The 16,906-nt window shown below is 62.3% G+C and carries 14 protein-coding genes; 3 read left to right on the forward strand and 11 right to left on the reverse strand.

The genetic code is table 11. The features are described from left to right. Positions 1–126: 126 nt before the first annotated feature. The 9 genes from hisB to ACKUUJ_RS08595 all read right to left on the reverse strand — a co-directional run bounded on the left by hisB (position 127) and on the right by ACKUUJ_RS08595 (position 9,898). Positions 127–714, reverse strand: coding sequence for an imidazoleglycerol-phosphate dehydratase HisB (gene hisB, locus ACKUUJ_RS08555; RefSeq protein ID WP_409065295.1), 588 nt, complete (start codon positions 712–714; stop codon positions 127–129). Continuing rightward, entirely contained in the window at positions 715–1,830 is a 1,116-nt protein-coding gene (hisC, locus tag ACKUUJ_RS08560; protein ID WP_409065296.1) for a histidinol-phosphate transaminase, read from the reverse strand. Position 1,831: 1 nt separating this feature from the next. Continuing rightward, the gene (gene hisD / locus ACKUUJ_RS08565; RefSeq protein WP_373093783.1) at positions 1,832–3,268 is read right to left on the reverse strand and encodes a histidinol dehydrogenase; all 1,437 of its coding nucleotides are present in this window, start codon (positions 3,266–3,268) and stop codon (positions 1,832–1,834) included. 105 nt (positions 3,269–3,373) lie between these two features. After that, positions 3,374–5,089 (reverse strand): ATP phosphoribosyltransferase, encoded by a 1,716-nt coding sequence (hisG, locus tag ACKUUJ_RS08570; protein ID WP_409065297.1) that lies wholly within the window; start codon positions 5,087–5,089, stop codon positions 3,374–3,376. 262 nt (positions 5,090–5,351) lie between these two features. Further along, positions 5,352–6,413, reverse strand: a complete 1,062-nt coding sequence (locus ACKUUJ_RS08575) for an SIS domain-containing protein (RefSeq protein ID WP_409065298.1) — start codon at positions 6,411–6,413, stop codon at positions 5,352–5,354. A 275-nt stretch (positions 6,414–6,688) separates the two neighbouring features. Next, the gene (locus ACKUUJ_RS08580; protein ID WP_409065299.1) at positions 6,689–7,402 is read right to left on the reverse strand and encodes a GntR family transcriptional regulator; all 714 of its coding nucleotides are present in this window, start codon (positions 7,400–7,402) and stop codon (positions 6,689–6,691) included. Then, positions 7,387–8,154 carry a GntR family transcriptional regulator gene (locus ACKUUJ_RS08585; protein ID WP_409065300.1) on the reverse strand — a complete coding sequence of 256 codons (768 nt, stop codon included), beginning with the start codon at positions 8,152–8,154 and terminating at the stop codon, positions 7,387–7,389. The genes ACKUUJ_RS08580 and ACKUUJ_RS08585 overlap by 16 nt, the downstream gene beginning before the upstream one ends. Positions 8,155–8,189: 35 nt before the next feature. Further along, positions 8,190–8,681, reverse strand: a complete 492-nt coding sequence (locus ACKUUJ_RS08590) for a hypothetical protein (protein WP_409065301.1) — start codon at positions 8,679–8,681, stop codon at positions 8,190–8,192. 188 nt (positions 8,682–8,869) lie between these two features. Next, complete coding sequence (locus ACKUUJ_RS08595) at positions 8,870–9,898, reverse strand: LacI family DNA-binding transcriptional regulator (RefSeq protein ID WP_006235873.1); 1,029 nt, start codon at positions 9,896–9,898, stop codon at positions 8,870–8,872. 183 nt (positions 9,899–10,081) lie between these two features. Here ACKUUJ_RS08595 and murB point away from each other — a divergent pair, with 183 nt between their 5' ends. Beyond that, a complete protein-coding gene (gene murB, locus ACKUUJ_RS08600) occupies positions 10,082–11,044 on the forward strand; it encodes a UDP-N-acetylmuramate dehydrogenase (protein WP_409065314.1) in 963 nt (320 codons plus the stop codon). A 100-nt stretch (positions 11,045–11,144) separates the two neighbouring features. Here murB and ACKUUJ_RS08605 read toward each other — a convergent pair whose 3' ends face one another. Further along, positions 11,145–12,263, reverse strand: a complete 1,119-nt coding sequence (locus tag ACKUUJ_RS08605; RefSeq protein WP_409065302.1) for an IS1249 family transposase — start codon at positions 12,261–12,263, stop codon at positions 11,145–11,147. 361 nt (positions 12,264–12,624) lie between these two features. Continuing rightward, the gene (locus ACKUUJ_RS08610) at positions 12,625–13,830 is read right to left on the reverse strand and encodes a hypothetical protein (RefSeq protein ID WP_006235871.1); all 1,206 of its coding nucleotides are present in this window, start codon (positions 13,828–13,830) and stop codon (positions 12,625–12,627) included. A 266-nt stretch (positions 13,831–14,096) separates the two neighbouring features. Between ACKUUJ_RS08610 and galE the strand changes: the two genes are divergently transcribed. Together galE and malQ are read left to right on the forward strand one after the other, a co-directional pair. Beyond that, positions 14,097–15,158 (forward strand): UDP-glucose 4-epimerase GalE, encoded by a 1,062-nt coding sequence (galE, locus tag ACKUUJ_RS08615; RefSeq protein WP_006235870.1) that lies wholly within the window; start codon positions 14,097–14,099, stop codon positions 15,156–15,158. Positions 15,159–15,366: 208 nt separating this feature from the next. Continuing rightward, positions 15,367–16,884: a 4-alpha-glucanotransferase gene (gene malQ / locus ACKUUJ_RS08620; protein WP_409065303.1), complete on the forward strand. Its 1,518-nt coding sequence runs from the start codon at positions 15,367–15,369 to the stop codon at positions 16,882–16,884. Positions 16,885–16,906 lie beyond the last annotated feature (22 nt).

Raw genomic sequence — 16,906 nt, forward strand, 5'->3', positions numbered from 1 at the left:
TTATCTCATTCAAAACCTGCCAAAAAGGGACAGGTTTATTTTGGTCGGTTAAACGTTCACCCACCGTATGAGACAGCATTTCCGCAGATAAAACCTGCCAAAATAAACCCGTCCCTTTTTGGCAGGTTACAGCGAGCCCTTGGTGCTGGGGATGCCCTGCACGCGGGGATCCAGCTCGCAGGCGTGACGCATCGTGCGGCCCACGGCCTTAAAGGCGGCCTCGATAATGTGATGCGAGTTGCCGCCCGCCAGCTCGCGCACGTGCAGCGTGAGCTTGGCGTCGCGCGCAAAGGCGTAGAAGAACTCGACGGCCAGCTCGGTATCGAAGCTGCCCACGCGCTCGGTCGGCACGGGCAGCTCGCAGTAGGCCTGCCCGCGGCCCGAAATATCAACAGCAGCCATCACGAGCGTCTCGTCCATGGCGATCGCCGCGTCGGCAAAGCGCGTAATGCCCGCCTTGTCGCCCAGCGCCTGGCAAAACGCCTCGCCCAGCACGATACCCGTATCCTCGACGGTGTGGTGCGCATCGACCTCCACGTCGCCCACCGCGTGCACCGTCAGATCGAACAGGCCATGGCGGCCAAAGGCGTTGAGCATGTGGTCGAAAAACGGCACGCCGGTCGAGATATCGCACGCGCCGCTTCCGTCTAGGTCGAGCTTTACGACAATGTCGGTCTCGCCCGTCTTGCGGGTCACCTCGGCATAACGGCCCATCTACATCTCCTCCTTCACCAGCGTGGCAAACGCGGCCAGCACCTCGTCGTTTTCCTGCGGGGTACCCACGGTAATGCGCAGGCAGTCCGCGAGCCCCGGCGCGTAGCTAAAGTCGCGCACCAAAATCGAGTACTCGTCGCGCAGGCGCTCGCGCACGCGCGTGGAATGCGGCGTACGCACGAGCACAAAATTCGCCGCGCTCGGCCACGCCTCCACGGGCAGACCCTCGGCAGCCATCGCGCGTAGGGCGCACAGTTCGCGTTCGCGCTCGGATGCAACCTGTGCCACCACGGGCGCGTACGCATCGCGGGCACGCACGCAGGCAAGCGCGGCGGCCTGGCTCAGCACGTTAACCGAGTAGATCTGGCGAATCGCCGCAAACACATCGATGACCTCGGGCGCCGCGATCACGTAGCCCAGACGCGTGCCGGCGGCGCCAAACGCCTTGGACAGCGTATGCAGAATCACCAGGTTGGGATGCTCGGCGATAAGCCCCTGCGCCGTGGTAGCCGCGCCAAACGAATCGTCCGCAAACTCAACGTAGGCCTCGTCGACCATGACCATGCCGGGGCACGCATCGCACAGGGCCGCGACAAAGTCGAGCGGCGCCACGTCACCCGTGGGATTGTTGGGCGAGGTCACGATCGCCAGATCGCACTCGGGAGCCGCCGCAAGCACCGCTGCCTGGTCGAGCTCAAGGGTCGCCGGGTCGCGCCACACGTCGCGCACCTCGGTCTGACAGAGCGATGCAAAGAACGCATACTCGCTAAAGCACGGCGGGCAGTTGAGCAGGGTCCGTCCCGCGCCGCCAAACGCCAGCAGGTAGTTATAGAGCAGCTCGTCGCCGCCGTTGCCCACGCAGATGTTCTCGCGCGTCACGCCATGCCAAGCGGCCAGCTCGTCGCGCAGGTCGTTAGACATGGGATCGGGATAGCGGTTGAGCGGCGTAGCGGCGAGCGCCGCATCGATCGCCTCGCGCACACCGGCCGGCACGGGATAGGTGTTCTCGTTGGCCGAAAGGTTGATGCGCGTGGGCGTAAAGTTGGGATCATAGGGCTCGATGCCGGCCAGGTAGGGCTGGACGAGTTCCTTCATGCGCGGCGTGAGTTCGGCCATGTTAGGCCTCCTCGCCGGTCGCGCCAGCGCCATCCGAGCCTGCAGCCGCCAGGTCCACGCCCTCGGCGACCGTCGCGGTCGTATCACCCGGCCAGGCGACCTTGGTCAGGTCGGCCGCAGCCAGCGACGCAGCGCTCACGGCATCCTCGCCCTGCTCCAACACGCGGCGACGCAAAGCGGCGGAAAGCGCGTGCGCCCACAGGCCCTCGGCCTCGGCCAGGCGCTGCGTCGCGGGAGCGTCCGAGAGCAGGCCCTCGGGTGTATAACAAATGACACTCGAGCGCTTAACGAACTCTTCGACCGAAAGCGGGTTGGAGAACATGGCCGTACCGCCGGTCGGCAGCGTGTGGTTCGGGCCGGCAACGTAATCGCCGAGCGGCTCGGAGCTCCACGCGCCCACAAAGATGGCGCCGGCGTTGCGAATGCCGCCGAGCAGGCCCATCGCATCCTTACAGTGCAGCTCAAGGTGCTCGGGCGCCACGGTGTTCACCGCCTCGACAGCGGCAGCCATATCGGCGGCCACCACGATGGTGCCCTCGTTATCGAGCGAGGCACGCGTGATCTCGGCACGCGGGGACTGCGCCACCAGAATATCGATACCCGCCTCGACCTCGCGCGCAAACTGCTCGTCGCAGGTCACCAAATAGCAGGCTGCCAGCGGATCGTGCTCGGCCTGAGCCATCAGGTCTGCCGCGACCACCATGGGCTTGGCCGTAGCATCGGCCAGCACGCAGACCTCGGACGGGCCGGCGACCATGTCGATTCCCACATCGCCCGAGACAATCTGCTTGGCCGCCGCAACAAAGGCGTTACCCGGGCCGGTGATTTTGTCGACGCGCGGAATGGTCTCGGTACCGTATGCCAGCGCGGCCACGGCCTGGGCGCCGCCCACCATATATATTTCGTCCACGCCGCCGAGCTTTGCCGCGGCGAGCGTGTAGGGGCTGATCAGGCCGTCTTTTTGCGGCGGGGTCACCATGACCACGCGCTTAACGCCGGCGACCTTGGCGGGAATGGCATTCATAAGCACCGTGGAGGGATACTGTGCGCGACCGCCCGGCACGTAGATGCCGGCCGCCGCGAGCGGGGTCACTTTAACGCCGAGCATCGTGCCGTCCGGGCGCGTGGTAAACCAGCTCTGCTCGACCTCGCGCTGGTGGAACTCACGAATCTGGCGCGCGGCCTTCTCGAGCGCGGCGACAAAGGCCGGATCGAGGCCTTCGAGCGCGGCATCGACCTGCTCTTGCGGCAGACGGAAGCTCTGCAGCTCGACACCGTCAAAACGCTGACAGTAATCGCGCACCGCGGCATCGCCGTTGGCGCGCACGTTAGCCACGATATCGCGGGCGGCGTCGACGATGCTTTGCGGCAGCACACCCTTGCGGTTGAGCTGGTTGGTAACGAGGCGCTCACCGGGAGCAAGCTTGATGGTCTTCATATCGGAATCCCCTATCGGTCGAGGTTGAGTTCGAAAAACGAGAGGCCGGGCGGCGGCGCCAATCGGCCCGCAGCCCAGACGTTGGGACGCCCGTGCGTGCTCGCGCTATTGTGCCGAGCCCGCAACGGGCTCAAAATGCTTGTCCTTAACGGCCGCGGCCAAGCGATCTGCCAGATTGCGTACGCGCGGATCAAGGCGCGCAGCACCCGGATTGACAAAGAAGCGGGCCGTGCAGTCCATGATGCGGCCGGTGATGACCAGGTCGTTGTCGCGCAGCGTGGCGCCCGTGGCGGTGATGTCCACGATGCGATCGGTCATGCCGACAATGGGGCCCAGCTCGATGTTACCGTGCAGCGAGACGATATCGGCGTTCACGCCGCGCTCGGCATACCAGGCACTCGCAATGCGCGGGTACTTGGTGGCCACGCGAAGCGAACCGCGGCGGGCATAGTTGCGCTCGGCCTGGCCGGCGCGCCACGCGGGCTCCGCCTCGATAAAGGTGCACAGACCATAGCCCAGGTCGACCAGCTGCAGCAGGTTGAGGTCTGCCTCAATGAGCGAGTCCCAACCGCAGATGCCGCAATCGGCACCACCGCAGCCCACAAAGGCAGGCGCATCGCTGGGACGCACGATAACAAACTCGATATCGCCGACCGCGCCCTTGCCGGCACGCGTGTCGCGGCCGCGCACGATCAGGTGACGGCCGGGGTCACGCAGCTCAGAGACGTCCAAGCCCGCGGCCTCGAGCACGTCGAGCGTGTCGGCCTTAAGCGAGCCCTTGGGCACAGCGATGCGCAGCGGGCCCTCGGCGCCACGGCCCGCGGCGTGATCGCCGTCGGAAGCGGCATCCTCGGCCGAGGTGCGCGCGGCCTCCAGGCGCTCGAGCGAAAAGGCGAAGCCCGCCGCCGGCACCTCGATACCGTCGCCAAATGCGCCGGTAAAGATGGAGTCATAGCGTCCGCCCGAACCGACCGGATCGGGCAGTCCGCCGGCATAAGCCTTAAAGACCAGGCCCGTGTAGTAATCGAAAGAGTTCATGATGGAGAAGTCGAACGACAGCACCTGGGCGTCCTCGGGTGCCAGGCCCTCAACCAGGGCACGCAGCTCGCGCGTCAGCGGCGCGACGATACCGGCGGCCTCCAGCAGCGCGTCCACGCGGTCGAGTACCTCGGCACCGCCGTGCAGACGTGGCAGCTCGCTAATGGCGGCCTTGACGGCATCGGACTCGGTGCTTGCCGCCACGCGGGCATCGAGGCCCACAAAGTCGTTGGCGTGCACGCAGCGCAGGGCCTCGGCGGCCAGCTCGCGATCCTCGCACGCCGCGAGCAGTTCCTTAAACGGACGCACGCTACCTGCGATAATGCGTGCATCGGGCAGCGCCAGCTTGCGCACCGCCTCGGCCACGAGCGAGACAATCTCGACATCGCCCGCGGTATCGCCCGCACCGATAAGCTCAAAGCCCAGCTGTGTAAACTGGCGCGAGCCGCCGGCATTGCGCTGGCACTCGCGAACCACCGGCGCCTCGTAGCGAAGGCGCAGGGGCAGGTCGGCCGCGCGCATGCGAGTCGAAACCAGGCGAACGATCGGCAGCGTGTTGTCGGGACGGACCACCAGCAGGCGACCGTCGTCATCAAAGAGCTTAAACGGCGTATCCGCGATGCGGCCGCCTTCCTCGAGCGAACCCTTGTCCTCGAGTAGCGGCGTCTCGACCGGCAGGTAATGATGCTCCCTAAAGCAGCCCTTCACCGTCAGCGCGATCTCCTCGCGCGCCTGAGCCTCCTCGGGCAATATGTCCCGGAATCCCCACGGTGTGGCCGTCATCTGGTGAGCCTCCTCATGCTGTGTTTCATATAGAACGAAAGACCGGCATAGCTCCGCCGGTCTTCTGGGTACTTTAGCATACTAGAGTGTTTGCGGGGAGAATCGTCCTCCTCGGCTCACACCGTATTCATTTGGAAACATAGGGCAAGCGGTTAGCAGCAGTCTCTTGTCACAACGCAAAAAGGGCGCCCGCGCAATTGCGGACGCCCTTGTGCAGGGTCGAGATATCAACCAGCCAAGATATCGGACCCGTGACCAGCTCTTAGTAGTCGAACTGGTGGTAGTAGCGGCGGTACTTGAGGTTGTGCTTGGTGACCAGCTCGTAGTTGCGCGCGAGGCGGTCGGTGGTCAGCACGGACAGGATCCAGGGGGACACGATGACGCGGAAGTCGTCGTCCAGGCCCGGGATCGCGTACTCGGCGGTGTCGATGATGACGTAGTCCTCGTCGCCGGTCACGCCGCTGGTGAGGAAGGCGCGGACGCGCTCGTCGAGGGCGCGGCACTCGTCCTCTCCCATGAACAGGAACACCGGGACGCCGGGCTCGAGCAGCTCGAGCGTGCCGTGGAAGAAGTCGTGCGAGGTGATGTGGCGGATGCGCTTCCACTGCATCTCCTCGAGCAGGCACATGGAGTACAGGATGGTCTCGCCCCACAGCGCGCCCGAGCCGATGAACATGGTGTAGTCGGCCAGCGCGTACTTCCTGGCGAGCTCCTCGGCGCGCGGCTCGAAGCGCTTGCGGATGTCGAGCATGTCCTTCCAGACGTCCTTCGTCTGCTCGATGAACAGGTCGAACTTGGGGAAGCAGCCGCGGCGGTTGAGCAGGCGCAGGCCGAAGCAGTCGGCGAGGTAGTAGCCCTTCTCGCAGCCGCCGGCGCCGTGGTCGGAGGCCATCATGACGCAGTTCTCGGCGCCCACGGCCCGCCCGATCTTGCCCTCGGGGTTGGTCATGGCGAAGACGCGCACGCCCATCTCCCTCATCTTGCCGACGGCCTCGAGCACCTCGGGGGTGGTGCCGGACTCGGAGGCGGTCAGCACGACGGACCTGTCGGTCATGCGCTTGTGGCCCATGACGTTCCACTCGGCGGCGTGGATCAGGTAGACCTCGAGGTCGCGGTCGCCGAACTTGTTCATGAGGTACTCGAGCTGCATGAACTCGTCCCAGGTGCCGCCGACGCCCATCAGGAAGACGGCGTCGTAGCCCTCCTCGTGCACGCGGTCGGCCAGGGCGGTCATCTTCTTGCCGGCCTCGTAGACGTTCCTGCCGTCCTCGAGGTAGCCCTCCTGGTCGAAGTGCATGATTTCGATCTTCTCGGTCTCCTTCATTCCCGCTCCTTTCACGAGCAGTTTGAATTGTCGCACGGAATGAACGGGCTTGCCGCCCCGTCGCACCGCTTAACCTTGTGGACATCTTGGCCCCAAGCTCAACAATTCAAAGGTTCTTAATACCAGTGAACGATTACAGGTTAGCCGTTTTTAATACCGATTTTATGATTTCATCCTCCCCTCTCGGTAGACGGTCAGTTTTTGCCGCTCATCGGTCAAGCGACATATATCCGTAAAAACGAGCGCCCCCGCCATGCGCAGGGACGCTCTAGACGCTAATAGTTGTAGGTATATCCGCCGGCGTCGCCGCGGGTAAAAGACTTGGCATGCTCGATTGCCTGCCCACTCGAGTCATAGGTCAGGCCTTCCAGCACGAGCGCCAGATCGCCCGGCTCAAGATTGAGCAAACTCGCATCGCGTGCGCCCAGCGCTTCAATATCGAGTTTCTCAATCGACTTGTCCGGCTTGCGCCCCAACATGTCATAGGTCTCAAACAGGCTGAAGACCGAAATGTCCACGTCTTCGATGCCCGGAAACAGCGGACACGGAATCAGCGTCATCTCGATCGATACGGGCTCACCATCAATGCAGTTGAGACGGCGCACCGAGTAAAGCAGATCGTCCTCGGCGATGCCAAACAGGTCGGCGTAATACGGGCCGGCGTAGCGTTTGGAGCGCGCCAGGATGCGCACCGACGGCGTCGCGCCCGACGCCAGAACCGACTGACGGAAGCCGCCCTTGCGTTCGTGCTCGTCAAACCACTTGTGTCCCACAAAGGAGCCTTTGCCCTGCACGCGACGAATCTGGCCACTTTTGACCAGCTCGTCCATGGCGCTTCGGATTGTCAGGCGCGTCGTGCCAAACTCCTCGGCCAGCTCGTTTTCGGACGGAATCATCGAGCCCGTCGGGTAGTCGCCGCGCTCGATTCGCTCCGCAATGCAGCGGCGAATTTGCTTGTAAACCGGCAAGTCTTCTACTGCATCAGCCATTCGACACCCACCTTCGTCGCAACGCCGTCTGCCTCGCCGTTATCGGCAAAACGATACTTGGTCGGCAGAATCACGGACTTGCAATACTCGACAAAGCCATCGGTCTCGTCGCGCTCGTGCGAAGCCTTGTAAAACACCGGCGTGCCCTCCTGAGCGCCCAGTAACTTGGCCTCGTCGGCGTTCAGACGGCTGATGGAAATATGCTCCTTGCCGTGCGCCACATGGACATTCCCCTCTTTGAGCAAAACGTCGTAGAGGCTCTCCTGCTCAAAATCATGATCGGGAAGCGAGGGGCACAAAGACAGATTGACGTAAGCCGTCTCGATCGATGCCGGAGAACCGTTGACCACACGCACGCGCCGAATGCAGAAGAGCGGCATGCCCAGGTCAATCTGGGCTTTTTGGGCAAGATCGATATCGGCATACACGACCTTGGACCAAACCAGGCGTGCGGTCGACTTTGAGCCAACCCTCTCCACCGCCTGCGTATAGTTCCATGTTTCCTGAAAGATGTTCAGCGGTTTGGGAGGACACACATAGGTGCCCGAACCGCGGCGGCTTTCCAAAGTTCCGCACGAAATAAGGCGCGTGATCGCAGCACGCAACGCCGTGCGCGACACGCCCAGCTCTTCACAGAGCACACGCTCGGCGGGCAGCCGGTCGCCACCCTGCAGGTCATAATGTTTGATATACCAAAGAATGCCCTCAAAGGCGCGATCTTTGGGCGGAATCGCATATGGTTCACTCGACATGGGCAAGACTCCTCAACCGCTTGATGCTGCAGGAATCATTGCTCCGGACGCCCCATGGCGTCGAAGGCTTCTTTGATCTGCTCCGCAACGTTCCGATACGACCGATATAGGCCGGAGTCTCGCTTGACTTCGCCCGCGGTCACCGGAATCTCAAGCTTCGAAATCTCATCCTTGCCGGTTTGCACGACAACGATGACACCCATACCAAGGCACATATTACGCTTGGCAGCGTTGTTTTTGGTAGCCTGAGCTGGATTAATCAAAATCTGCTGAGCCAGTTCGCGTTTGCTGAGCTCCGGCACATCCTCGGGATTTCCGGTCTCGGCAATCTCGCACTGCAGCACATCCGCATAGTCAAAAATCTTCGGCTCGCCGCCGCGCTGATGCACGGCCCACTTGCGGCGCGTGGCATCCTGGTAGATAGCCGGCAAAAACGTAAACCGCGGTGGGTCCAAAACCGTATCCGTGATGGTAAACACATCGGGATCAAAGGCATCCTGCGGGTTTTTCTTCTTGAACAGCCCCATATCAGCCTCCCGTACTAGCATTAAACAACTCAAGCTGAATATAGCACCAATTTCAAGCCGCTGCCTTACCCTATCGGTGCGCGGCGTCTATGGCTCGCCCAGCGGAAGAGTTAACGGACGAGGGCCGGGGTGCCTGCCGGCAAATAGCGGACACTCCGCATGCAATCTATGCAAACAAACAAGTACGCTTAGCTACATTCGGTAAGTTCGAGCACGCTGCCCTTAACGATAAGCGCCGGCTCCAGGACGACCTCTTCGGCACGCCTGCCGCCCCTACCGGCAAGACGCTTGGACATGCAGCCAAAAGCATGCTCCGCAAGGACACCAGGATCCTGCTCAATGGCGGTCAGCGCCGGCTCAAAGAGAACGTCGGCCGCCGAGTTGTCATAGCTTACGACCGAAATGTCACCCGGAATGCTCTTCCCCATCTCGTGCAAGCGCTTGAGCAAACCGAGGGCAATGTTATCCGAGCTTGCAAATACGGCGGTGGCGTCGGTCGCGAGCACTGCCTCCGAGGCCTCGTAGGCGCTCGGAATGTAGTACTCGCTCTCAAACTCCAAACGTGCGTCGATAGGCAAGCCAACCTCGCGCAGCGCGCGCTCATAGCCGGCAAGTCGTTTACGCCCCGTATTGGAACGGCGTGCGTTAACCAAGCAGGCAATGCGACGGTGGCCCTGCTCGATCAGATAGCGGGTGGCCATGTAGCCACCCATCTCGTGGTCGAACATCACCTTGTCGCACTCGAGCCCCTCAATGGCACGGTCGACCATCACGGCAGGGATAGGCAGATGGCTGACTTCTTCGCGCAGGGCGCGGTCGTCGGAGAACTCGTCACCTACGACCAGGAAGACGCCATCAACGCCGCGCGTCACCAGCTGGCGCAGCAGCTCCAGATCGTCATCGGCGCTTCCGCCCGAGCTGGTAATGAAGAGCGCATAGCCGTCCTCGCGGCAGCGCTTTTCCAGGCTACCGGCGAGCGAGGCAAAAAAGCGGCTCTCGATGTTAGGGACGATAAGGCCCAGGGTGCGCGACTCGCGCATGACCAGGCTACGCGCAATCTGGTTAGGAACATAGTGGTTGCGCGCCGCGACCTCCTTGATGAGTTTGCGGTTTTCTTCCGAGATGCGACAGGGCCGATTATTGAGCACAAGCGAGACCGACGAGGGGGAAAGCCCCACCTCCTGGGCGATCTGCTTGAGGGTGACTTTGTTGGCCATCTCGCTCCTTCCGGGTTTACGCGCAATCTCTTGAAAGTATAGCGACTACCCCTCTACCTCGGTGATAAACACTTTACCAATCCGGTAGACGGCTGTTTTATCGCCGCCAGCGCACCAAATCCGTCCGGGTGGGGTATATTGCAATCGATTGATGACAACAACCACCAAAAGGCGGATATTCGTATGCACGAGAACGACTTTTTTAACGAGGACCTGCTGTGCGCGCTTGCTGGCGTTGCCGGCGAGGACAACGTGCTGATGAGCGAGCCCATGCGCGAGCACACCACGTTTAAGATCGGCGGCCCGGCCGACGTCTTTGTCACGCCCGATACCGAGCAGGGCCTCGTCGCCACGCTCGACACCTGTTATCGCTGCGACCTGCCGCTCACCATCGTGGGCAACGGCTCCGACCTGCTCGTCGGCGACAAGGGTATCCGCGGCGTCGTCGTGGCGCTGGGCGAAGGTCTCTCCAACATCACCGTCGACGGCACGCACGTCACGGCGGCAGCCGGCGCGCTGCTTTCCGATGTCGCCGCGGCGGCAGCCGAGGCCGGCCTCACCGGCATGGAGCCCATCTCGGGCATCCCCGGATCGGTCGGCGGCGCCTGCTACATGAACGCCGGTGCCTACGGTGCCTGCATGGCCGATGTGCTGGAGTCCGTGCGCGTCTACAAACCCGCTCGCCAGCTCGACGACGGCACCCGCGGCAGCGGCAATATCATTGAGTTCGATGTCGATGAGCTCAACCTGGGCTATCGCAAGAGCCGCATTGCCGACGACGGCTTCATCGTGCTTTCGGCCACCTTCAATCTCGCTCCGGGCAACGCCGCGATGATCAAGGCCGACATGGACGACTACCGCCAGCGCCGCGAGGACAAGCAGCCGCTCGACATGCCGAGTGCCGGCTCCACTTTCAAGCGCCCCGAGGGCTACTTTGCCGGCAAGCTCATCATGGACGCCGGCCTGCGAGGACACGCCGTTGGCGGCGCGCAGGTGAGCGAGAAGCACTGCGGCTTCATCGTCAACGCCGACCACGCCACCGCCGCCGACGTCGACGAACTCATCCGCCACATCCAGACAACCGTCAAAGACCAATTCAACGTAGACCTAGAACCCGAAGTCCACCGAGTCGGCGAATTTTTATAAAAAAGAAGGCCCCGAAAGGGGCCTTCGCCATATTTATTCAGATAACCCAGTGGCTTATAGGACAAAATGTGTGTCCCGATAGAACATCCGTTTCCATCCATTAATCCAGCCAGAACGGATACGGGTCCCTGCAGTGGAGGTCCTCCCACACGGCCCTGTCGCCCCACTCCGGCCCTCCGTCCTCGCGCGACGGCGAGGCGGAGTAGACGCTGAACAGGAAGTCGATGTCCGCGTCGGTCGGCATCGTGGCGAGCTTCTCGCGCGCCGTCCTCGCGTCCCCCGAGTGCGCGTGGCACCACCAGAACACCGCCTTCACGCGCTTGACCGACGTCAGCCCCCGGTGGTTGCGCAGGACGGCCCTCAGCTGCGAGTTCACCCCTCCCTCGATCATGTTGTTGGTCGACGGCAGCGGGCCGGCCTTGGCCAGGGCGGGGTCGAGGTAGGTGAACAGCGTCCCCGCCGACACCAGCGACGACAGCGACGAGCGCGCCCGCCTCAGCCTCTCGTGGGTGTAGACCCTCCTGCCGTCCACCACGGTCCTGTCCTCCAGGAAGTCGGCCCAGAACCCGCACCAGTCGAGGTAGCGCTCGACCCAGAGCTCGGCCTGGTGCAGCGTCTCGATGCCCATGAGGTCGCGCGCGATGAGGTAGAGCTCGCGCCCCGCCTGGAGCTTCGGCCGCGTCGTCGTGTAGCGCTTGACCTGCGAGAAGGCGTGGAAGGTGCATCTCTGGACCCTGGTGCGCGGCCAGGTCTCGCGCACGGCCTTGGCGAACCCGCTCCCGCCGTCGGTGACGACCACCTCGGGCGCCGGGATCGGCGACATGAGGGCCGACCACGCCCTCGAGTTCTCCGACCTCGCCATGTACCAGGAGACCACCCTCTCGCCGCTGCAGCATATGAGCACCACGAGGTCGCGCGCGACCCAGATCCCGTCGACGTGGAGCACGCGGTGCAGCTCGCCGTCGGGGACGGGCATGGGCCAGACCTCCCAGAACTCGGCCGTCCTGCGCCTGAAGGACCGCCCGCCGCCCGGCATCGCCGCCTGGGAGTCCTTGGAGAGGAGCCACCCGAGGAACTCGTCCAGCCTCGTCGCCGTGTCGTCGTACCTCACCGTCGTCGACGCGCCGCAGGCCGTGCACCTCCACCGCTGGGACCCCGATGAGGTCCTGCCGTTGCGCTTGGTCCGACCGCCGCAGTAGGGGCAATAAACGGCCTTCATGGGCACCTCTTCCGAAAGGGTATTTAACGGTTCCGGAAAAGGTTATCTACCTGCGGGAACGACAGGCAACCGGACACACATTCTGTCCGAGCGGTTAAAAGCGGGCACGGAATTTAAACGGCTGAAAAAGGGGCATCGACCTGCGCCGATGCCCCCAACGTGGACACACTTTTTGTCCTATAAGCCAACCCAGTCCGGCGTGTGACGTATTGGACCCGAGAGGTCCGTGGCTGCCCGAAAGGCATTAGGTTGATCGCGAGTTCCGCACGAGCCGGAGAGCACTTAATGTGCTCTCCGTGCGAGCAGGACTGCCCGAGCAGGCAACCTTATGCCTCTCGGACTGTCCCGGACCAAACCGCCGTTACGACAGTGCAATACCGCCAAGCCAGCCCCAGCGCACGCCAGAGCCAGTACCATAAAAGCTAATGAACGAATCGAGCGACTTCGATGTAATGGCACCCTCGTTGCTCATAACGATGCCGCCGCCAACGTAGATACCCACATGACCGTAGATAAGGCCCGGAGCACCCGTGCCGCTGTGCGAGGAATCGGCCACGATCATGCCCACCTGCAGCGCCGAGCGGTCGGAGCTATAGCACCAGGCGTTAAACATGTCGCACGCATTGCCTCCAAAGTAGCCAACGCCGGCGTTACGGAAGACATTGGTGACCCACGCCGCGCACCAGTTCTGACCCGGCGAAGGCGTGGAGTAGCACGCGTTGACGACAGCCTGCTGCTTGCCCGAGCCGGCATTCTGCTGCGGAGTTCCGGGCGCGTACGATCCACCACCCGAGCTCGAACCACCCGAGTAGGAATTGTTCTTGTTCGCGGCAGCCGCGGCAGCGGCAGCCTTCCTAGCGGCCTCCTCAGCCTGGGCGGCAGCGAGGATCTCGGAATCGCGCTGAGCCATGAGCTCCTTGACGTCGTCGGAAAGACCGTTCAGCACGGTCTGGACTTCTTGCTGCTTGGCCTGCATGTCCTGCATCTGGGCAGTCTGCTGGTCCTTGAGCTTCTCTAAGTCGGCCTTCTGCGACTCGAGCTCGGTCTTTTGCGCATCGAGCTCTTCCTGGATGGTCTGAATATCCTCGATGGCATCGCGGTCGCTCTTGTTGATCTTCTCAACGTAATGCGCGTTGGCGACGAGTTCCTCAAACGAGCCAGAGGCCAGCAGCAGCGACAGGATGTTCGTGCCGCCGGACTTGTAGCTGGCGGCCACGCGATCGGAAAGGTCGTTGCGCTTCTTCTTGAGCTCAGCCTTCTTTTCATCGATCTGGGCCTGCGTGTCGTCAATCTTGCCCTGGACATTCTCGATGTCGTTGAGGGTCTGGGCATTCTTGTTGGCCAGCGCCGCATACTCATTTGCGATGCTGTCGAGCTGGGCCTGAACCTCGTCGAGCTGGGCCTGGGCGGCATTCAGTTTATCGGTGGTTTCTTTGGAAGCCTCCGCCGCATGGGCGCGAGCGGGCAGGCCAAAAAGAACTGCCGCAGAAGCGGCGCCGAACAGGGCCTTGAGGGCAGTGCGGCGCGAGAGCTCCTGGGAAAGGATGGAATCGCTGTTTGGTGACATATGTACTCCGTTACATGCTTATTTATATGTCGCTCAACTCATACATATTAGCGTACATATGGCGCGTCCCAACGATTTCCACGAACGGCAGGAAACTGCAAGGTCGGCGGCTCGTAAGCAAATGCCAAAGATCAGGTTATGCGTACGCAAGCTCTGTTATGAGTACGTTAACATAATCCTCTGCTTTTCCTGCCGCGTACGATTTGGGCGTCCCTGCCTGCGCTATACTCCCCTCTAGAAGTGTTCCTGATTCGATAGGAGACTACATGTCCAAAGCACTCGACCCCAAAGACACCTGCGTCCTCGTTACCGGTGGCGCCGGCTTTATCGGCTCGCACACCGTCGTTCAGCTGCTCGAGGGTGGTTACCAGGTCGTCATCGTCGATGATCTCTCCAACTCCAGCGCCGTCGCCGTCGACCGCGTCAAGACCATCGTGGGCGACGAGGCCGCCAAGAACCTCACCTTCTACGAGGCCAACGTACTCGACCGCGATGCGATGAACAAGATCTTCGATACCCATCAGATCGACCGCGTCATCCACTTTGCCGGCTTTAAGGCCGTCGGCGAGTCGGTGAGCAAGCCCGTCGAGTACTACCACAACAACATCGAGAACACCCTGGTGCTGATTGACGTCATGCGCAACCATGGCTGCAAGTCCATCATCTTCTCGAGCTCCTCGACCGTCTACGGCGACCCGGACAACCCGCCCGTCACCGAGGAGGATCCTAAGAAGCCCGCGACCAACCCCTATGGTTGGACCAAGTGGATGATCGAGCAGATCCTTATGGACGTCCACACCGCCGACCCCGAGTGGGACGTCGTGCTGCTCCGTTACTTCAACCCCATCGGCGCTCATCCGTCGGGCCTGATCGGCGAGGACCCCAAGGGCATCCCCAACAACCTGGTGCCCTATGTCGCCCAGGTCGCCGTGGGCAAGCTCGAGGCCGTTCAGGTCTTTGGCAACGACTACCCCACCCCCGACGGCACCGGCGTGCGCGACTACATCCACGTGTGCGATCTGGCCTCTGGTCACGTTGCCGCCCTCAACTGGATGAACGGCAAAACCGGCGTCGAGATCTTTAACCTGGGCACCGGCACCGGCACCTCGGTACTCGAGGTCGTCGCCGCCTTCTCCAAGGCTTGTGGCAAGGAGCTGCCCTACGTGATCCGCGAGCGCCGCGCCGGCGACATCGCTGCCAACTGGTGCGATGCCTCCAAGGCCGAGCGCATGATGGGCTGGAAGGCCCAGTACGACATCGCGGACATGTGCCGCGATAGCTGGAACTGGCAGAGCCACAACCCCAACGGCTTCGCCGACGCCGAGTAGCAAAAACCTACATACCGCTCTTGCCCCGATCTCACGTTGTGAGGTCGGGGCTTTTTCATGGTGTGTAGCCATTCGCCGAAAATCGACCAACTTTTTTATCTTGCCTGTACATGTTTAAACAACATGTTTTACAATAGGCGTATCGAATCAGAACATCGGAGGCGGACTGCACACCCATCGGCAGGCCGACCCCACAACAAGAAGGTTGGTGAGCGCACTCATGGAGCGTGCAAGCGGCGTCCTCATGTCCGTCTCATCTCTGCCCGGACCATACGGAATCGGCGGCTTTGGCTGGAATGCCTACGACTTCGTCGATTTTCTCGCCTCGTGCAAACAACATTACTGGCAGATTCTGCCCCTTACGACGACCAGCTATGGCGATTCGCCCTATCAGTCGTTCTCGGCCCGCGCAGGCAACCCCAACTTTATCGACTTTGCCGAGCTTATCGAGACAGGGTATCTGGAGCAGCGCGATATCGATGGCGTGTACCTGGGATCCGACCCCAGCAATGTTGACTACGGTGCTATCTTTGGCGGCCGCCGTCAGATTCTCGACCGCGCCGCCGAGCGCTTTGCTGCCGACAAGCCGGCCGATTTCGATGACTTTATCCAGGCCAACGAGGACTGGCTCATCCCCTACTGCGAGTTCATGACCGTCAAAGAGGAGTGCGGACTCAAGGCGTTTTGGGAGTGGCCCGCAGAACTGCGCACCCGCGGCGAAGCATCTGCCAAGGTCTGCGCCGCCCATCCCGCGCGCATGCTCTACCACCAGATGACGCAGTATTTCTTCGACCGCCAATGGAGCCGCCTCAAGGCCTATGCCAACGAGCGCGACATTCTCATCATCGGCGACCTGCCCATCTATGTCTCGCGTGACTCCGTCGAGATGTGGGCGACGCCTGAGCTCTTTAAGATCGACGCCGCCGGCAATCCCGTGAGCGTCGCCGGCACGCCGCCCGACCAGTTCTCGGCCACCGGCCAGTACTGGGGCAACCCCATCTACGACTGGGCCGCCATGGAGTCCGACGGCTTCTCCTGGTGGGAGGGCCGCATTCGCGCCGCCCTCGACATGTACGACGTCATCCGCCTGGATCACTTCCGCGGCTTCGAGGCCTATTGGGAGGTGCCGTTCTCCTCGCCCGATTCGTCCTACGGTTCGTGGACGCAGGGTCCCGGCCTCAAGTTCTTCAAGACGCTCGAGGAAAAGCTCGACACGCTGCCCATCATCGCCGAGGACCTGGGCTTCCTCACCCCCGGCGTCATCGACATGCGCGACAACTCGGGCTTCCCCGGCATGAAGATCCTGCAGTTTGCCTTTGAGGGCACCAACTCGTACTACCTGCCGCATAACTACATCGCCAACACCGTCGCCTATGTGGGCACCCACGACAACGAGACGGCGCGCGGTTGGTTTGAGGGAACGGCCACCCCGCGTCAGCGCGAGCAGGCAGCCCTGTACACCCATCAGCAGGTCGGCGAACCCATGGCAGATGCACTCAATCGCACCATCGCCGCCAGCGTGAGCGACACGTGCATCTACACCATGCAGGACCTGCTCAACTTGGGCAACGAGGCGCGCATCAACACCCCTGCCACGCTGGGCGGCAACTGGACCTGGCGCATGCTCGACGGCGCCATCACCCGCGAGCTCGAGCACAAACTCACCGACTGGACCGAGACCTACTTCCGCATCCCGTCGGAAGCCGAAATCGAGCTTCCTCAATAGGAGCCACCGCGCCCGACCCCTC

The sequence above is a fragment of the Collinsella sp. wc0583 genome (assembly GCF_046116915.1).
Classification (GTDB): Bacteria; Actinomycetota; Coriobacteriia; order Coriobacteriales; family Coriobacteriaceae; genus Collinsella.